The sequence below is a fragment of the Streptomyces sp. NPDC004031 genome, assembly GCF_053604375.1.
This window is the reverse complement of the sequence record NZ_JBSGHL010000024.1, coordinates 92,296-108,369: the sequence shown is the minus strand read 5'-3', so window position 1 is coordinate 108,369 and position 16,074 is coordinate 92,296. Positions and strand designations below refer to the sequence as shown.

Here is a 16,074-nt window from a genome sequence, read left to right as displayed (position 1 = left end):
GGCCTCCTGTCCGTGCCTGAGCCCAAGATCCTATGGGGGACCTCGCTATCCGCACAGTGATCGCCTCGGCGAACCTTCCCGGTCAGAGCACTAGCCGTGGTGTGAGGGCCCCAAGGATGTCTTGATCGGTTGAGGCGTCGATAGCAGATCAGGACACTGGCCAAGCCCACGAAGGCGAGGAAGTGCTCGGCCTTGCGTTCGTAGCGTCGGTGCAGGCGGCGGCAGCCGTTCAGCCAGGACATCGTGCGTTCGACCACCCAGCGGTGCCGGCCCAGGCGGCCGGACGATTCGATGCCACGGCGGGCTATGCGTGGGACGATCTGCCGTCGGCGCAGCCATCCGCGCAGGTGGTCGAAGTCGTAGCCTTTGTCCGCGTGGAGTTTGGCCGGGCGGCGGCACCGGGGTCCGTACCGAGAGCGGATGGGTGGGATGCCGCGCATCAGTGGGATCAGGGCCTGGCTGTCGTGGAGGTTTGCGCCGGAGACACCCACCGAGATCGGCAGCCCGTTGCGGTCACAGATGACATGCATCTTCGATCCGAGCTTGCCGCGATCAGTCGGATTCGGTCCGGTCAGGGGCCCCCTTTGACCGCTCGGACGCTGGCCGAGTCGATCGCGCACCGCGACCAGTCCAGCTCGCCGTTCGCGCCGAGCCGATCGAGGACTACGCGGTGCAGCTTGGCCCAGACCCGGGCCGCGGACCAGTCTGTAAAGCGACGGTGAACCGTCTGCCAGGAAGCCCCGAAGACCGGTGGCACCTGCCGCCAGGTACAGCCCGAAGTAGCCACGAAGATGATCGCAGCCAAAACCGCGCGATCATCACACCTCCGGCGGCCCCCGCCTTGAGCGCGCACCGGCGGCTCCGGCGCCACGTTCTGGAAGATCTCCCACAGCCCGTCCGGCACCAGGCGCACAACGAGTCCATGCCCCGAACAACGAGCGGTCTCCAATCGAGACACCGTCTTAGCCAACGACGCCCTGACTTGCGACGACTGAGTTCATTGCCAGCAGGAGTGGCTCAGCAGCACGCCCGTAACTCCAACAACCCCAGTTACACCGCTCGTTCTAGAGACCCCTTGCGAATCGCCGGTGCACCGCAGAAAGAGCACATGGAATTGCTTCGGGGGCCCGAGAATCAGCCTGGCCAGAACTTGCGAAGAGCTAGAAAGGCAAAGGCTCCTGCCCGTCGGGCGAGCATGGCAGAGGTTGATGCTCCCTACGGAGTCGTCGGCCTCAGTCGGATGTGGGGAAGATTAGGATTGCCCGGGACGACCGCTCCTCCGGCACCTGCCCGTCACGGTCATCATGTTGTCGGCATCGGTGGGCCGACGAAATGGATTTCGGCGCTGTGGAAGACCTCGGCGTGCGGCTCGAGGTCGCCGTAGCCCTGCCAGTCGAACACCAACTGCGCGAACGTCACGGTCAGGTTTGCGCCCTTCGCCTCTGGCAAGCCTGGCGCGGTCAGGACGAGCAGCAGCTGCTCATCGAGTTCAAGCAGCAGCCTGCTGCGGCGCGCGCGTGCCCAAGTCAGCCAATGTTGGTTGTCGTAGGGCCGGCCGAACCACCCGCTGGGAAGAATCAGCCCTGAGTATGCGACCTGGTCAAACCAGTCTGTGATCGTTTTGAGAGTTCCGTCCAGCGCCGTCATGCGCCGATCATCTCCGGCCTGCGGGTCAGGTGTCGAATGTGCGGACTGCCAGCCGATGAGCCCCATTTCTTGCGCTGGCGCGCGCCTTCTGAATCTTTTGGAGTCGGTAGGGCTGGCCACCGCTCTCGAGATGTGGGCGTTGAAGGTGGCCCTATCCACACGCGCGGCACACAGCCGGGCGGCGGCCACGTTGGGGAAGATCCGCGATCTTCAGAACCACAGCGGCGTTGCAAGCCGCCGCCCCGCAGGGCAGAGACCAATGCGGGACACCCGGCACGGCGCGGCCGGGGTGGTGTTGCGATCCTCCGCCGACCCGGAGGGCGGCGGCCACGGTACTTGACCAGCGTAGTCCTGCCCGGTGGGGTCTTGCTGACTGGAGCACGCGGGGGTCAAGTGGGTCAATATCCGACATTGAGCGTTTTCAGCGTTGTCTCTCCAGGGTGAGGACGGCTTTGGTGATGACGCTCATGCGGTTGGGGCTGATGCGTGATCGGCGGAAGATCCGCCAGGACTTCAGCCGGCCCATGCCTCGTTCGACAGGTGCCCCGGGCCGCGGAAAGAGCCCGGTTCTTGGTCCGCTCGGTGAGGGTGAGTTCACCGCCCGGCGGCCGGAGTTTGGCGGTGGTGACCCAGTCCCCGGCACCGATGTAGGCCATGTCGGCGAGGATCGGGACGCCCTGGCGGCCGCAGATTCGGAGGATCTTGTGGGTCCGGGCGGCCGTCAGGTCGTGGGTCCGGCCCGGCAGCGCCGGCGACAGCCACAAGATCTCGCCGGTCGGGTCGGTGACGACCTGCACGTTCACCCCGTGCCGCTTGTGCTTCGAGGAGTAGTCGGCCCTGCCGTCGCCGACGCGGTCGCACTCTGCGAGCGTGCCGTCCAGCAGGACGAAGTCCGGGTCGTGCTCGCGCAGCGTCTTCAGCAGGCCCGGCGCTCGCTCGGCGAGCAGACCGGTGACCGCGGTGACGCAGGTGTGGGCGGTGCCGACGGATATCCCGAAGGCCGCGGCGATACGGGCAAGCGTGTCGTGGCGACGCAGGTACACGAGTGCGACCAGCGCACGGCGGTGCGGCGGTGCGGCGGTGCGGCGGTGCGGCGGTGCGGCGGTGCGGCGGTGCGGCGGTGCGGCGGTGCGGCGGTGCGGCGGTGCGGCGGTGCGGCGGCAGTTTGCACCGCCGGTCACCCTCACGGGTGACGATGAGCATGGTGACCCACTCGACCAGGTCATGAGGCAGGTCGAGTGCAGCAGGATACGGAACCAACAGGGCTCCTGCCCTGCTGAGCTGAGACGTCGAACACCTCACTCAACGCCACGGGAGCCCTGGCCGTTGCGCACTCCGCGGCCCCACACCACCCCGTCACCCGATCAGGTGCCACGCTGAAAACGTTCAATGCGAGCCCTGTGCCCGCCGCGTGTTGGCCAGGTGACCTGCCGCCGGGGGCAGCGGCAGTTGATCCTCGTGCAACGCGCGAGGCTGCTGCCGACGTCATGCCGTGCCGATTACTCACCCACGTCGCGCTGCCGGGCGGGCGGTTCTGCGTGAGCAGGTGTGGCGAGAGTGGCGTAATTGCGCCAACTGAGGCATTTGAGCCGTTCCGGATACGGCGGGCCCAGATGTCGCCCTGTGCGTCCCGCCCTGGTCACGGGCCGGGGTAGAGGCAGGCGGCGCCGTAGTGGCCCAGGGCATGATGTGGGGCCGCGGCAGGGGGGGCGGGAGGCGAAGTGCGATGTCAGGCCGGTTGTGTCGTTTGGTGAAGGCGCACGCCAGGGCGTTGTGGGCACCGTGACCGGTTTCGGGGCTGTGACCCTCCTGGCCGCATCTCATAGTGGTTGTTGTCGCAGGCAGTCGCAGAGGCGCGGAGGGGGAGTTCCGCACCTTTGGATCGGGATGGGCAACGCCCCGGCTGCCTGTTGTGTCCGCCCGCGCCGGAGCGGGCGGTGGCTCGCCGGAAATTCCGGGCGAGCAGGGGGAGGATCAAGCATGCGGAGGAAGCTCGCAGCTCTCGTTGGTACGGTGCTACTCGCCGGAGGGACACTCGCCAGCGCCACGTCGGCCTCGGCCGCATCTGCGCAACCCAACGCCGACAGCTGGGACCACATCTGGACCACCTCAGACTCCGCTCATGGCGGCACGATCTACATCCACGAGCATGGCGACACCGTCCGCCTCTGCGACACGGCAGCCGACGGGGCCACTCCCCGAGCACTTGTCTTCTGGAGCTCGGGGCATTACGTGTTGACCGCCGGGGGTGGCGTGAACCACTGCATCGAGGTCAACGCCACCGTGCCGGGAGCGGACCTTCCGGAAAACACGGACATCTACGTCGACATCTGGCGGGGGCCGAACCAAGTGGATGAGACCAACCATGTCTACTTCAACGACCTCTGAGCCTCAGCGCGCGAAGAAGCACGCCGCCTCGCGCGGCGGGGCCGCATCCCACGCGCTCGCAATCGTCGCACGGTGGATGGCGGCGGACAGCTCCGCCCTAGACTGAGAAGGGGCCCTACCTCACTGAGCTTCTTCGAGGTGGCCACCAATCGGGTGATGGCCGTGAGCCGCAACGGGCGAGGCCCCCGGGCGGTTGATCGAGATGTCTGACGTCTCAATCACGCTGCCCGGGGGCCTCGTTGGTTGTCTGCCCTGCCGCACGCGACCTGCCTCATGCGCTCGTGGAGTGGGTGACCATGCTGATCGTCACCCACGAGGGTGACCGGCGATGCAAGCTCCGCCCGTCGCAGCGCGCGATGGTGGCGCTGATCTATCTGCGCGAACACATCACCCTGGCGAAGATCGCTGTCGGGTTCGGGATCAGCGAGTCCACCGCCCACACCTACGCCCGCACGGTCATCGCTCTGCTCGCCGAACGGGCGCCGGGCCTGCTGAAGGTCCTGCGCGAGACAGATCCCGAGTTCGTCCTGCTCGACGGCACCCTCGCGGAGTGCGACCGGGTCGGCGACGGACGGGCCGACTACTCGGCCAGGCACCGCCGACACGGCGTGAACGTCCAGGTCATCACCGACCCGGAAGGCCGGCTGCTGCGGATCTCACCCGCACTGCCGGGTCGAGCCCAAGACCTGACCGCGGCCCGCACCCACCGGATCATCCGTATCTGCAAACGCCAAGGGGTGTCCATCCTGGCCGACCTCGCCTACCAGGGCGCCGGCCCCTGGCTGACCGCCGGCATCAAACGCAGGCCCCTGCAGGAACTCACCCCCACCGAGAAGACCCTCAACCGCGCCCTGGCCGCAGCACGGGCACCCGTCGAACGCGGCATCGCACGGCTGAAGTCCTGGCGGATCTTCCGCCGATCGCGGTGCAGCCCCAACCCCATGACGTCAATCGCCAAGGCCGTCCTCACTCTGGAGCGGCAACGCTCAAGAAGCTCATTGAGGCACTTGCCAGGTGCGTCAACTTTCACATTCGGAAAGAGACTGTGGAAAATCCGTCGAACTCCGCGAAATCCTCGAAGATAGGCACAGGGATTCCCGAAGCCATATCGACTCCACAGAAATATCGCGCGCCCGCACTGGCCGAATAGATCAAATCGACATCTCGTAGCCCGTCACTCATCCGCGTAATGAGAGATGGTTCAGATCCGCTATACATGAACATTAGGTGAGAATGCCGACCAAGTGGCGTCGCGTAGGAAAAATCCACAACGCCAGCCTCCCAACCCTCAATCATTTCGAACTCTACGTGTTCAATGAGGCTCCAGTCGAGCCGACTCGGATTCCAGGGTCGGCTCTCCAGATAGCACTCAAACTCCGTCGAGACCGCGCGGTCCACCAGCAAGGATTCGTGTACGCCCATCCATTCCTGGATGTGTGGTGCCTGAGTTCTCACCGCATTCCGTCCATTCGATTACGTATGCGGGAAATGGCTGAGCAGTGCCAGATAGTCATCTTCGGTGCCTCCGGTGACCACGTTAGCACCAGACCTCCAACCGCCTGCCGACCGCTTTCCACTATCCCTTACCCACCAGTTGATGTGGAACCCCTTCTTGGGGTCCTTGGGGTCATAGTCGATGCGCCACCCCCTCATTCCATCCGGGCTCTGCATTCCTGTCACACGCCCCTTGTGCGGACCGATCTCTTGCACAAACGGCACCGCATCATCCCCAAGGCCAGCAGAGCTCCGTGCAGCATTTCTAGCAGAATTTATGCTACCGAAATTCTCTACGACCTCACCGCACGACGCATTGTGAACGAGAATCGGCGTCTCGCCCGCCAGTACATAGTACGTGTGCTACGCGAAGCCTTCGACCTGCTTTTTCGCAGGTCAAGTACGGTTTGCTGGTCCGGTGACGTGCGTGGATGTCCGTGGTTGTGCGGGGTTGTTGCCGTCGCTACTGCCGTCAGGCGGTTCAGCCCAGGTACGGCTTCTCGCGGTGTTCCAGGAAGTGCTGGAGCCTGAGTCGTTGGGTGTGGTGCATCGGCAGCTGCTCGATCTCTTCGGGCGGCACGAACCGGAGTTCGGTGGATTCGTCGGAGATCCCCAGTTGGCCGCCGGTGATGCGGGCGGTGAAGCAGACGTTGAACTGGCGGCGGACCTCGCCGTCGGTGTATGCGATGATGTGTTTCGGGTCGGTGTAGGTGCCGACCAGGCCGGTGATCTCGACGTCGAGGCCGGTCTCTTCCTTGACTTCGCGGACGGCCGTGCCTGGCAGGGAGTCGGTGAGGTCCATGCCTCCGCCGGGCAGGGCCCATAGGTCGTTGTCGCGGCGGCGCTGGAGGAGGATGCGGCCGTGGTCGTCGGTGACGACGGCGGAGGCGGCGACGACCATGCTGTTCGGCTTGGGCGCGTTCGGGTCGTCGTAGTACTCGGTGCGGGCCACGGTCAGCCTTCCTCTCGTACGGGGGTTGCCGTCGCCCACACCGCGTCGAAGCTCTCGGCGTAGGTATCGAACATGCCGCCTGTCTCGTGTCGGCGAAGATGCCATACGGGGGCGGCGTAGGCGTTGACGCCCCAGACGTGGGCGTTGACGAGTTGCTGGTCGTCGGCGCGGTAGAGGGAGTTGTAGAGCGTGGTTTCGTGGGTGCGGACTTCGATGCCGGGGGTGCCGGCGAGTGGCCTGTAGTGCATGAGGGCGAGGCGACAGCGGGATTCGATGCCGTGGCCGAACCGCTCCTCCTGACCACGGGCTTGGACATTGTCGCTGTCGGGGTCCCCGATCGCGACGCGGACGGTGCAGCCTTCGGCGGCGCGCTCGGTGAGGAGTTCGTTCAGCCGCGGGTACGCCTCGTGGAGGAAGACGGCCGCGTAGACGAGGATGTCGATCCGTTCCCGGGCCTGGGCCATCAGGTCGGTGAACGCCGAGACGGGGATGTCGGCCCGCTGCTCGTAGAGCGCCACTAGTTCGGGGCTGATGGCGCGGGCGGGACGGGCTTGGCGCAGGGCCGGCCAGAGTGCGTGCACGTCTTCTCCCAGGGCCTTGGCCGCCTGAAGGGCGGTGGCACGACGTGGGATACGCCCGAGGTTCACCCAGCGCTCGACCGACTTGGGGTCGACCTCAACCTGCTGAGCGAGTGCGGCGTACGTCCAGCCTCCCGCCGCCATGACGGCTCGTAGTCTCTCGTTCGGCACGAGTCTCCCCCTCGTCTCAGGACGGCACCAGGGACGTTCTACACGGTGCAGGACGTCCCGAAGTGGGGTTTGGCGGAGGTTCCTTCGTCCCGGTGACCGACGTGAGGATCGATGCCGCCCCTGCGGCACCAACAGGCCCAGGGGCACGCATCAACGCCACCGAGGAGCGTCACCGTGCGAATGAGCGCCACCCCACGTGTTCCCGCCCCGCGACTGGACGCCCGGTCACGCACCGCCTCGCCGGGGTGGTCACGATGACAGCCCCGACCCCTGATGCCGACGGGCACACCGTCTCGCCCGATGCCGGCGCCCTGGTGGTCGACCGGCGGAACGGCGAGGTGGGCGTGGTGATGGGACATGTCGGGCCGTACGTGCAGCTTCGGCCACCGCGCGGTGGCCGGGAGTGGGACGTGCCGCCCGAGGACGTGCGTCCGCCGACCACGGCCGAGGAGTTGAGTGCCAAGGTGGCCGTGGCCAACCGGAGGTGGGGACGGTGACCCCTCGCTCGGTCCTCCGTTACGAGAGCTGGACTCTCCAGCCTGACCGCGAGCCGGACGCCGAGCCGGTCCTGTACGCGATGCAGTGCGCCGTGGACGGTGACACGTCCCCGACAAGCGAAGACTTCGCCGAACCGCAGGACTGGGTGCTGCGGCACTGCGGCCAGAACCCGTCCCACCACACCTACCGGGAGATCATCACCCGGCCCTGGCGGGCCTGGCGGCAGACCTGACCTGCCCCGCTCACCCGGGCACCGCACCGCGCTGACCCACCCGACTCCCGTCCCTGCCGGGCGCAACTGATTGAGGCTCCCCCGTCCTCGTCAGCCTCGGCAGGGACGGGCCTTCACGTGCGCGCCGTGCATGACCGTGCGGTTCTGGCCTCAGCCCTAGAAAGTCAGCCACGACGGCGGGCGCGCCGCCCGATCACCCGTCACGTGTGTCTCGCTCAACCCCGCACCGGCATCAGCCCAGTTATCTCCATCGTCACGGCCCCAGCCAGGCACCACGGCCGGCGTTCCGGACGGCAGCACCGCCGGGATACCGACGCCGCACGGTACTAGCTTGCCGGACGGCCTCTCGGGTGCCCGGCCGGTCTGCTGCCGAGTGGTCGGACAGCGGGGCTCTCGGTTGGCAGTCCGCCTATGCTCCCGGCTCTGCGCGCCGAGCGGTCGGCGGCCGTCGCCAGCGGGGCGGTAGACAGGAGCGGGCGGCGGTCACCGACCGCCGGCGCGCGGCGGCCCGCGTCAGCGGGACGCCCTTGATCAAGTAAAGAAACTCTGAACAGCTCACCCACTGGCCGAGCGGTCAGCCTGTCCGTCAGGGGCCCTGCTGGCGGCGCTTCTTCGCGTCGGCGAGTCTGTCTTCGAGTTCCTTGCGGGCGGCTGCGGGATCGTCGTGGAGCGGTGGCGCGAGTTGGCCACGGCGGGCCAGTTCGCGGGTGATCTTCCGGCCTTTCTCGACCGCTGCTTGGTAGGCCGTGCGGGTCTGGTTGAGCTCGTCATGGATTTGGTTGGCAAGCGCTTTGAGCTCGGCGTCGGAGAGGTGCGCGAATTCGCCGGCGGTCCTACGGGCCTGGCGTTCGACCTCCTCGCGCTGGAGGTGCTGGACGACCTTGGAGCTGTAGTTCTTACCGGGTGTCGGGGCGGTGCGGACGAAGACACCGCGTCCCTTGACGGCGTAGATCAGCCCCTCGCTCTTGAGAAGACGAAGGGCGTTCTGCGCAGTGGAGTTGGCGATGGTGAACCGCTCTTGCAACTCACGAGCGGAGGGCAGCTTGCTGCCCGGGGGGAAGAGTCCTTCCTTGATCTCTTCGCGCAGGGTGTCCGCGGTCCGGACGAAGGGGGGGCGGTTGTCCTCTGCACGGGCCGAACGCCACCCAGGAGGGAAGGGACCGTCTCCTGCCGCGCCTTCGTCGCCGTCCTTTTCTTCGGTGTCCTGTTGGTCGAGGGGCAGGCTGACGTAGCTGCCCCGGCCGAGGACGGAGTAGACGAGCCCTTCCTGCCTCAGGACGCGCAGGGCGTTTTGGACGGTGGAGCTGGCGACACCGAACCGCTCTTGGAGATCGCGCGCCGACGGCAGACGCTCACCGGGCTGAAGCTCGCCGCTCAGGATGGCGGCCCGCAGCACTTCGGCGGCCTGGAGGTAGGGGGGCCGCGGGTCGTCGTCCAGGGGCAGGGTCATGGGCCAACCGTAGCGTCCGTAGCGCCTGCTGCACACGCCCACACCACCGGCCTCAACGACCGTCCCACCTACGCGTGCGTTGCATCCGTATCGCCGTAGCGCTATGGTCATCGTCGAGTCGATCAAGCGGCTCCATCTCGAATGATGAGGATGTGATGGCATGGCCATGTCTCGAATCCGTGTTGCTCTGCTGCCGTCAGCGGTGTGCATCGCGGGCACCGAGCCGGTGCTGAAGATCAAGGACCAGCAGACCGGGGAGGTCGCCACCGACCGGGAAACGGGCGCATCGCTGTACACGGTGACCGTGATGCTCATGGAGGACGGCCGCGCCGAGGTCCTGAAGATCACCGTCCCGGAGACGGGCGTCGCGGCCGGGCTCAAGCCGGGCGTGATGGTCCGGCCGGTGGAGCTGTTCGCGACCCCGTGGGCGCGGATCTTCAACGGTCAGCTCTCCGACGGCGTCGCCTACCGGGCCGCCCGCCTGGAGCTGGTCACGGCGGAGGCCGCGCAGTGAGCGGCCCCGACAACCGGGGGCCGCAGCGTGAGCTGCATGTGCTGCGGCCCCTGCCCGGCACCGAGGGCAAGGCGACATTCTCCGCATGTGGTGCGCTGCTCGCCCGGCTCGGCCTGACCCCGGCGGAAGCGGCCGGGCTGGACCTGGCCGACATGCTCCGCCTGATATCCGAGACCGAGGGGGAGTGACGTGGAGAACCTGACCGATCACGCACCGCAGGTACTGCTGGTCGTGGCCGTGCTGGCGGGCTCCTGGCTGTGCTGGGGCGTCGTGCGCTACGTGCGAGCCGACCGGGGCACGCGGGTCAGCATGCGGCAGGCGGTCCGGGTCCGCTGGGGCTGGGTGCGCCTGGCGCGGATGGCCGGACTGACGGTCACCGATAAGACGCCGGGCCTGCTCTCGCAGCTCACCGCCCAGAAGGACAGCCCCGCCCCCGCACCCCGGGTGCTGACTCCCAGGATCAAGGTGAAGCCGGACCGGTTCGGGGTGATCGTGCGGGCCAGGACGCTGCCGCGGGTCGGAATGGAGGAGTACCAGAAGGCGGCACGCTTTCTGGCGGATGCCTGGCGGTGCACGCGGGTCTCCGTCCTGCCGGACGGGCCTGGTCGGGTGGTGATCCGGGGCGTGCGCTCCGACCCGTTGACCACGCCGACCAGGCACCGGCCCACCGGCGGACCGCCGGAGGACGTGGCGCGCTGGGAGTTGGGGGTGGACGAGTACGCGGTGCCGGTGTGCGTGTCTCTGGCGAACGTGCCCGGGGTGACGGTGGCCGGCACACCCGGCGCGGGCAAGACCTCGGGGATCAACAAGTTCGTCTGTGACCTCGCGCCGTCGGCGGCCGTGCAGTTCGTGGGCTTCGACGGGAAGGTGTCGGGGGCCGAAGAGGGCGACTACGCGGACCTGGTCAAGCGGATGTTCGCGTTCTGCGGCGACGACCTGGACGAGGCCAACGCACTGTTCAAGCGCCTGGTGGCGCTGCGTCGGCGGCGGTCGTCGGTGATCCGGGGCGTGCTGGGCGTGAAGAACATGTGGCACGTCGGCCCCTCGCGGCTGTGGCCGCTCACGGTGGTGCTCATCGACGAGGCGCACACGTTCTTCCGCGAGTACAAGGGCGGCGATCCTGAGACGAAACGTTTGGCCGCGCTGACGGCGGAGAACGCCCGGCTGGTGGAGGACCTAGTCAAGAAGGGCCGCAGCGTCGGCATCCTGACCATCCTGATCAGCCAGAAGACCACCGGCGACGCCATCCCGACCTTCATCCGCGACGTGTGCCCGGTGGGGCTGTCCTTCGCGCAGAAGACGGTGGAAGCCGCGGTGGCCGCGCTGGGCGACGACATCCGCAACTGGCCGGACGCCAGCCCGGTCACCTTGCAGGACCCCGCCTATGTCGGTGTCGCGGTGATGGCGATGCAGGGCCGTCCCGGCTTCACCCGCATCCGCACCCCGTACGTCTCCGACGCCGACGCCGCCCGTATCGCGGAAGCCACCTCCCACCTGACCGCCGACCCCGCCCTGTGCCTGGACGCCCTCCTCGACACCACCGGCCACACCAACCCCGGCGACGACGAAGGACCGGACGGCCCGGCCGTCCCCCTGGCCAAGCCCTGAACGCCCCGATCCCCACGCCCCGAGAGGAGGCCCCGCGCATGGCGGAGGAACGGTTCACCCGGCACACCGTGACCGTGGTCATGGCGGTCATCGCGGCCCTGGCCTTCGTCTTCTCCTTCGGCAACGTCTGGGCGCTCGCCCTGCGGCTCGGCGTCCCCCGCCCCATCGCCCCGCTGATCGCCCCCATGGTGGACCTGTCCGTCGTCGGCCTCCTGGTCGCGCTCCGGTTCCTGGCCCTGCGCGGCGTACCCAAGACGGAGCTGAAGGCCGGCACCCGGCTGCTCCACCTGTGCGGGCTGCTCACCCTCGCACTGAACACCGCCGAACCCCTGCTGACCGGACGCTACGGACGGGCCTGCCTCGACACCGTCGCCCCGCTCCTGCTCCTGGGCTGGGGCCACGTCGGACCCGCCTTCCTCGCCCACTTCCACACCGCCGCACACCAGGAGGACGCCACCACAACCACCCCAGCCCCCGCGCCCATCGCCGAGCCGGTGCCCACTACCGCGCCCGCTCCCGAGACCGCGCCCCCGGCCCCTGAACCGGTCCCCACCGCGACACCTGCGCAACCTCCGGCCGAAGCACCCGCCGTGATGGAGGCGCCCGGCTCCGCCCCGGCCGTCGCCAAAACCCCTGCCACCGGCCCTCGCCCGGCCCTGCCCGCCGCGCTGCTGAGTGCGGCCCGGCGCATCGCGGACACCCACCACGCCGAGCACGGAACACCGGTCACCGCCGCCCAGCTCGCAACCCGCATGGGCGTCGCCCTGCCGGTGGCCACCGCCGCCCTCGCTCAGCTCTGAGCCACCCGACCACCGGGCCGCATCACCCCTCCCCGAACCCCACGCCCACCCGATCGGCCTTGTTCGTCATGCCCCGAGCAGCACCAACACGCCTTCCGTCGTGGCTGGTTGCCGCTCGGGGCCCACCCCGACAGAAGGGACACGCCCCGAATGGTCACCCTGGACCTGCGCCACGTGGCAAGCCCCGCCGTGCGGGACCTGCTCAACCTCGTCAACCACCCCGACTTCAACCGCGCACAGCAGCAGATCGAACGCCTCGGAGGATGCACCGAACCCGTACGCCTGACCGGCCAGAGCACCACCGTCGACACCACGACCGGTGAGGTTCTGCGCACCTACTCCGCCTCCGACGAGCCCACCGGCAGCCTGCTGACCACATGCGGCAACCGCCGCGCCTCACGCTGCCCGGCCTGCTCCCGCATCTACGCCGCCGACACCTACCACCTCATCCGCGCCGGCCTCTCCGGCGGCAAGACCGTCCCCGACGCCGTCCGCACCCACCCCCGCGTCTTCGCCACCCTCACCGCCCCCTCCTTCGGCCCCGTCCACAACCGCCTCGACGCCCGGCCCTGCCGCTGCGGAATCCGCCACGAGCCCACGGACCCACTGCTCGGCACACCGCTCAATCCGGCGACGTACGACTACGCGGGTGCAGTCCTCTTCAACGCCCACGCCGGAGCCTTGTGGGCCCGCTTCACCACCTACCTGCGCCGCGAGCTCGCCGTCCGGCTCGGCCTCACCCAGAAGGCCGCCCGCACGGTTTTGCGGGTGTCCTTCGCCAAGGTTGCCGAGTACCAGAAGCGTGGCCTGGTCCACTTCCACGCCGTGATCCGCCTCGACGGCCCCGACGGCAGCACCCAGCCCCCGCCCTCGTACGCCACCGTCGCCGTGCTCACCGACGCCATCCGCGCCGCCGCACCGCGCGCCCGCATCTCCGTCACCTCGGACGCGATCGGGGAGCGCGAACTCACCTGGGGCCAGCAGCTCGACGTGCGCGAGATCGCCGCCTACGGCACCGAAACCGAACTCACCGACCAGGCGGTCGCCGTCTACGTCGCCAAGTACGCCACCAAGTCCGCCGACGCCTCCGGCACCCTCGACCGCGCCCTGTTCTGCCGCCCCTGCCAGGGACGCGGAGCCACCCTCCTGCCCCACGGCACCCCGCTCCCCTGCACCGCCTGCGACGGAACCGGACAGGCCCTGCCGCTGCCCCGACTCGCCGTCGCACCCCATGTGCGGCAGATGGTCTGCACCTGCTGGAAGCTGGGCATCTTGCCGGAGTTCGCCAATCTGAAGCTGTGGAAGTGGGCTCACATGCTCGGCTTCCGCGGCCACTTCTCCACCAAGTCCCGCTCCTACTCCACCACCCTCGGCGCGCTGCGCGACGCCCGCCGCGCCTGGCGTACCGAACAGGCCCGCGTCCATGCCGGCCTGCCCGAGCACGACCCGGACACCACACTCGTCCTCGGCCGCTGGGACTACCTCGGCTCGGGCTACAGCCCCGGCGCCGCGCTCCTCGCAGCCGCCGTCTGGCACCGCCGGGAACTGGAACGCCGGTTCATCGCGGAAGGAGGCTGCGGATGAACGCGCAGGAACCCGCCCCGGCCCGGCGGGGAAGTACGCCGGAAGAGCTGCTGACGGTGCCCCAGGTTATGGCCCGCCTCCAACTCGGCCGCTCCGCCGTCTACGACCTGCTCCGCACCCGCCAGCTCGCCTCGATCACCCTCGGCCGCGCCCGCCGCATCCCCGTCCACGCACTGGCCGACTTCATCCACACCCGCCTCGAACAGGAAGCCGCCGCCTGATGACCACGCCCCGCGACACCCCCGCCTCCCGCCGCAGCCGTGCGAACGGCGACGGGACCGTTTACCAGCGCAAGGACAGCCGCTGGGAGGCCGCTGGATACGTCCTCGCCCCCGGTAACGCTCGCAAGCGCGTCCGCGTCTACGGCAGCACCCGCAAGGAAGCACTGGCCAAGCTCACCGAGAAGATCGCCGCCAGCAACCGCGGCCTCCCCGTGCCCTCCGCGCAGGGCAGCGTGGCCGCGTACCTGACGTACTGGCTGGAGAACGTCGCTGTCCACCAGCTACGCGAGAACACCCACACGCGATACGCCGCCTGCGTCGACCGGTACCTGATCCCCGGCCTGGGCAAGAAGAAGCTCGCCAAGCTCACCGCCAAGGACATCCGCACCTGGCTCAACCAGCTCCGCACCACCTGCCAGTGCTGCGCACGCGGCATCGATGCCCGGCGTGATGAGCCCCGTTGCTGCGCCACCGGATCATGCTGCTCCAAGCAGCTCTCTCCGCTGACCCTGACCTACATCCACTCCGTGCTCAAGTCCGCCTTGGAGCATGCCGTCCGCGAAGAGGAGATCCCGCGCAACGTCGCCCGCAACGTCCGCACCGGCACCCCACGGCCCCGACGCTTCGAACCCCTCACCGCCGACGAAGCCCGTCGACTCCTCACCACGGCCCAGGGCCACCGGCTCCATTCCCTGTTCGAACTCGCCCTTCACACCGGACTCCGCAAGGGCGAACTCCTCGGTTTGCGCTGGGAAGATCTCGACCTCGATCGGGGCACCGCTGCCGTCCGCCGCACATTGCAGCGCACCAGCACCGGCGGACTCACCACGTTGCCCACCAAAACCCGGGCCTCTGAACGCCGCATCGCCCTCCCCACCCGCTGCCTCAACTCGCTAAAGCACCACCACGAGCAGCAGCAGCGCGAACGGGAAGCCGTAGGCACCACGTGGCAGGACAGCGGGCACGTGTTCGCCACCGCGCAGGGCAGAGCGATCGACCCGACCAACCTCACCCGCGCCTTCACCACGCTCCTGCGCAAGGCCGGCCTCCGCCGCATCCGCTTCCACGACCTCAGACACTCCACGGCCACTCTGCTCCTGGAACAGGGCGTCGAGCTCGTCGTGATCAAGGAACTCCTCGGCCACGCCCACATCGGCGTCACCGCCACCGTCTACGCACACGTCCGGCTCCGCCTCCAGCGAGACGCCATCGACACCCTCAGCACCGCTCTTGATCGTCCCGTCAACGACGAGTCGACCCGCGACGACGACGGCGACCCGCCGCTGTGCGGAGCCACCGTCCGCTGACGTTGCCGTCAACTACTGTCGTCACCCCATGCAGAAGCCCCGCCAGGACACACCTGACGGGGCTTCAACTTTGCTGCTGCTATCCAGCGCGAGGGTCGCGGGATCGGGCAGCGAGGCTACACCTCACCCTCCAGCCAACGTTCGAACGGCGCGACCTCCGACAGTTCGGAATTGATCGCCTTCAACCCTCTGGCGAAGTCTTCGGCCAATTTCGAGAGCATCGCGACTAGCTCACTCCGCGCAATGCTCTCGCACTCTGGGCTCGGAACCCAATTGGTCCGCGAATCGCAGTGAATTACCACGAGATCCCCGCTTGCACGGAAAGTCAAAGTCCTCTCGATACCTTGCGAGTAGAGGTCAACCTCGACTTCGCGACGGTCGCGCACACCCACCAGAAGCGACGGCAGCTGCTCCATGAAGGCAGACAAGTCATACGCGACATCGAGCGGCCACTCATCACTCCCGAAGCCGCCAATGTGGAATGTGCTGCCTCCAGCGTCAGAGAGGACGCTACACGCCTCCATGACCAGGGTTTCGTAATCGTCATCCGGCTCCAGACCCGCTGAAGCGAGAGCCGCAGCACCAGACGGCACGGCCGGATTGAACGACACAGAGAAGCTCATCTCTCCA

The 16,074-nt window shown here is 68.2% G+C and carries 15 protein-coding genes and 3 pseudogenes; 11 read left to right on the top strand and 7 right to left on the bottom strand.

What is annotated here, in order from left to right:
- Window positions 1-125: 125 nt before the first annotated feature.
- The 3 genes and pseudogenes from ACWERV_RS17980 to ACWERV_RS17970 all read right to left on the bottom strand — a co-directional run.
- Window positions 126-913, bottom strand: a pseudogene (locus ACWERV_RS17980) (IS5 family transposase); the annotation flags it as partial.
- Between the two features lie 389 nt (window positions 914-1,302).
- Window positions 1,303-1,647: a hypothetical protein gene (locus ACWERV_RS17975; protein ID WP_452933861.1), complete on the bottom strand. Its 345-nt coding sequence runs from the start codon at window positions 1,645-1,647 to the stop codon at window positions 1,303-1,305.
- Window positions 1,648-2,068: 421 nt separating this feature from the next.
- Window positions 2,069-2,907, bottom strand: a pseudogene (locus tag ACWERV_RS17970) (transposase).
- A gap of 720 nt (window positions 2,908-3,627) precedes the next feature.
- Between ACWERV_RS17970 and ACWERV_RS17965 the strand changes: the two are divergent.
- Together ACWERV_RS17965 and ACWERV_RS17960 are read left to right on the top strand one after the other, a co-directional pair.
- Window positions 3,628-4,035, top strand: a complete 408-nt coding sequence (locus ACWERV_RS17965) for a hypothetical protein (RefSeq protein WP_398184823.1) — start codon at window positions 3,628-3,630, stop codon at window positions 4,033-4,035.
- 239 nt (window positions 4,036-4,274) lie between these two features.
- Window positions 4,275-5,021: pseudogene (locus tag ACWERV_RS17960) on the top strand (transposase family protein); the annotation flags it as partial.
- Between the two features lie 989 nt (window positions 5,022-6,010).
- Here ACWERV_RS17960 and ACWERV_RS17955 read toward each other — a convergent pair.
- The gene (locus ACWERV_RS17955) at window positions 6,011-6,481 is read right to left on the bottom strand and encodes an NUDIX domain-containing protein (protein ID WP_452933858.1); all 471 of its coding nucleotides are present in this window, start codon (window positions 6,479-6,481) and stop codon (window positions 6,011-6,013) included.
- Window positions 6,482-6,483: 2 nt separating this feature from the next.
- Window positions 6,484-7,203 carry an XRE family transcriptional regulator gene (locus ACWERV_RS17950; RefSeq protein ID WP_452933873.1) on the bottom strand — a complete coding sequence of 240 codons (720 nt, stop codon included), beginning with the start codon at window positions 7,201-7,203 and terminating at the stop codon, window positions 6,484-6,486.
- A 281-nt stretch (window positions 7,204-7,484) separates the two neighbouring features.
- On the opposite strand from ACWERV_RS17950, the gene ACWERV_RS17945 reads away from it, so the two are divergent.
- Together ACWERV_RS17945 and ACWERV_RS17940 are read left to right on the top strand one after the other, a co-directional pair.
- A complete protein-coding gene (locus ACWERV_RS17945; protein WP_452933855.1) occupies window positions 7,485-7,727 on the top strand; it encodes a hypothetical protein in 243 nt (80 codons plus the stop codon).
- Window positions 7,715-7,960, top strand: coding sequence for a DUF7848 domain-containing protein (locus tag ACWERV_RS17940; RefSeq protein WP_452933852.1), 246 nt, complete (start codon window positions 7,715-7,717; stop codon window positions 7,958-7,960). The genes ACWERV_RS17945 and ACWERV_RS17940 overlap by 13 nt, the downstream gene beginning before the upstream one ends.
- A 586-nt stretch (window positions 7,961-8,546) precedes the next feature.
- Here the strand turns inward: ACWERV_RS17940 and ACWERV_RS17935 are convergent.
- Window positions 8,547-9,410: a GntR family transcriptional regulator gene (locus ACWERV_RS17935; protein ID WP_452933851.1), complete on the bottom strand. Its 864-nt coding sequence runs from the start codon at window positions 9,408-9,410 to the stop codon at window positions 8,547-8,549.
- A gap of 160 nt (window positions 9,411-9,570) precedes the next feature.
- On the opposite strand from ACWERV_RS17935, the gene ACWERV_RS17930 reads away from it, so the two are divergent.
- The 7 genes from ACWERV_RS17930 (at window position 9,571) to ACWERV_RS17900 (ending at window position 15,444) form a co-directional block, all read left to right on the top strand.
- Window positions 9,571-9,924 carry an SCO3933 family regulatory protein gene (locus ACWERV_RS17930; protein ID WP_452933848.1) on the top strand — a complete coding sequence of 118 codons (354 nt, stop codon included), beginning with the start codon at window positions 9,571-9,573 and terminating at the stop codon, window positions 9,922-9,924.
- On the top strand, window positions 9,921-10,112 hold the full coding sequence (locus ACWERV_RS17925) for a hypothetical protein (RefSeq protein WP_452933845.1): 192 nt from the start codon (window positions 9,921-9,923) through the stop codon (window positions 10,110-10,112). Before ACWERV_RS17930 ends, ACWERV_RS17925 begins: the two co-directional genes overlap by 4 nt.
- Window position 10,113: 1 nt before the next feature.
- The gene (locus ACWERV_RS17920; protein ID WP_452933842.1) at window positions 10,114-11,532 is read left to right on the top strand and encodes an FtsK/SpoIIIE domain-containing protein; all 1,419 of its coding nucleotides are present in this window, start codon (window positions 10,114-10,116) and stop codon (window positions 11,530-11,532) included.
- A gap of 38 nt (window positions 11,533-11,570) precedes the next feature.
- Window positions 11,571-12,332: a DUF2637 domain-containing protein gene (locus ACWERV_RS17915; protein ID WP_452933839.1), complete on the top strand. Its 762-nt coding sequence runs from the start codon at window positions 11,571-11,573 to the stop codon at window positions 12,330-12,332.
- A 150-nt stretch (window positions 12,333-12,482) separates the two neighbouring features.
- On the top strand, window positions 12,483-13,916 hold the full coding sequence (locus ACWERV_RS17910) for a replication initiator (protein ID WP_452933837.1): 1,434 nt from the start codon (window positions 12,483-12,485) through the stop codon (window positions 13,914-13,916).
- Window positions 13,913-14,137 (top strand): helix-turn-helix domain-containing protein, encoded by a 225-nt coding sequence (locus ACWERV_RS17905; RefSeq protein ID WP_452933834.1) that lies wholly within the window; start codon window positions 13,913-13,915, stop codon window positions 14,135-14,137. The genes ACWERV_RS17910 and ACWERV_RS17905 overlap by 4 nt, the downstream gene beginning before the upstream one ends.
- Window positions 14,137-15,444 carry a tyrosine-type recombinase/integrase gene (locus tag ACWERV_RS17900; protein ID WP_452933832.1) on the top strand — a complete coding sequence of 436 codons (1,308 nt, stop codon included), beginning with the start codon at window positions 14,137-14,139 and terminating at the stop codon, window positions 15,442-15,444. The genes ACWERV_RS17905 and ACWERV_RS17900 overlap by 1 nt, the downstream gene beginning before the upstream one ends.
- 116 nt (window positions 15,445-15,560) lie before the next feature.
- Here ACWERV_RS17900 and ACWERV_RS17895 read toward each other — a convergent pair whose 3' ends face one another.
- Window positions 15,561-16,067, bottom strand: a complete 507-nt coding sequence (locus ACWERV_RS17895; RefSeq protein ID WP_452933829.1) for a hypothetical protein — start codon at window positions 16,065-16,067, stop codon at window positions 15,561-15,563.
- Window positions 16,068-16,074: the final 7 nt, after the last annotated feature.

Coding starts and splice junctions, on each gene's coding strand:
- ACWERV_RS17975 (WP_452933861.1), bottom strand. CDS start 1,647: ATGACGGCGCTGGACGGAACTCTCAAAACGATCACAGACTGGTTTGAC.
- ACWERV_RS17965 (WP_398184823.1), top strand. CDS start 3,628: ATGCGGAGGAAGCTCGCAGCTCTCGTTGGTACGGTGCTACTCGCCGGA.
- ACWERV_RS17950 (WP_452933873.1), bottom strand. CDS start 7,203: ATGGCGGCGGGAGGCTGGACGTACGCCGCACTCGCTCAGCAGGTTGAG.
- ACWERV_RS17945 (WP_452933855.1), top strand. CDS start 7,485: ATGACAGCCCCGACCCCTGATGCCGACGGGCACACCGTCTCGCCCGAT.
- ACWERV_RS17935 (WP_452933851.1), bottom strand. CDS start 9,410: ATGACCCTGCCCCTGGACGACGACCCGCGGCCCCCCTACCTCCAGGCC.
- ACWERV_RS17930 (WP_452933848.1), top strand. CDS start 9,571: ATGGCCATGTCTCGAATCCGTGTTGCTCTGCTGCCGTCAGCGGTGTGC.
- ACWERV_RS17915 (WP_452933839.1), top strand. CDS start 11,571: ATGGCGGAGGAACGGTTCACCCGGCACACCGTGACCGTGGTCATGGCG.
- ACWERV_RS17910 (WP_452933837.1), top strand. CDS start 12,483: ATGGTCACCCTGGACCTGCGCCACGTGGCAAGCCCCGCCGTGCGGGAC.
- ACWERV_RS17905 (WP_452933834.1), top strand. CDS start 13,913: ATGAACGCGCAGGAACCCGCCCCGGCCCGGCGGGGAAGTACGCCGGAA.
- ACWERV_RS17900 (WP_452933832.1), top strand. CDS start 14,137: ATGACCACGCCCCGCGACACCCCCGCCTCCCGCCGCAGCCGTGCGAAC.
- ACWERV_RS17895 (WP_452933829.1), bottom strand. CDS start 16,067: ATGAGCTTCTCTGTGTCGTTCAATCCGGCCGTGCCGTCTGGTGCTGCG.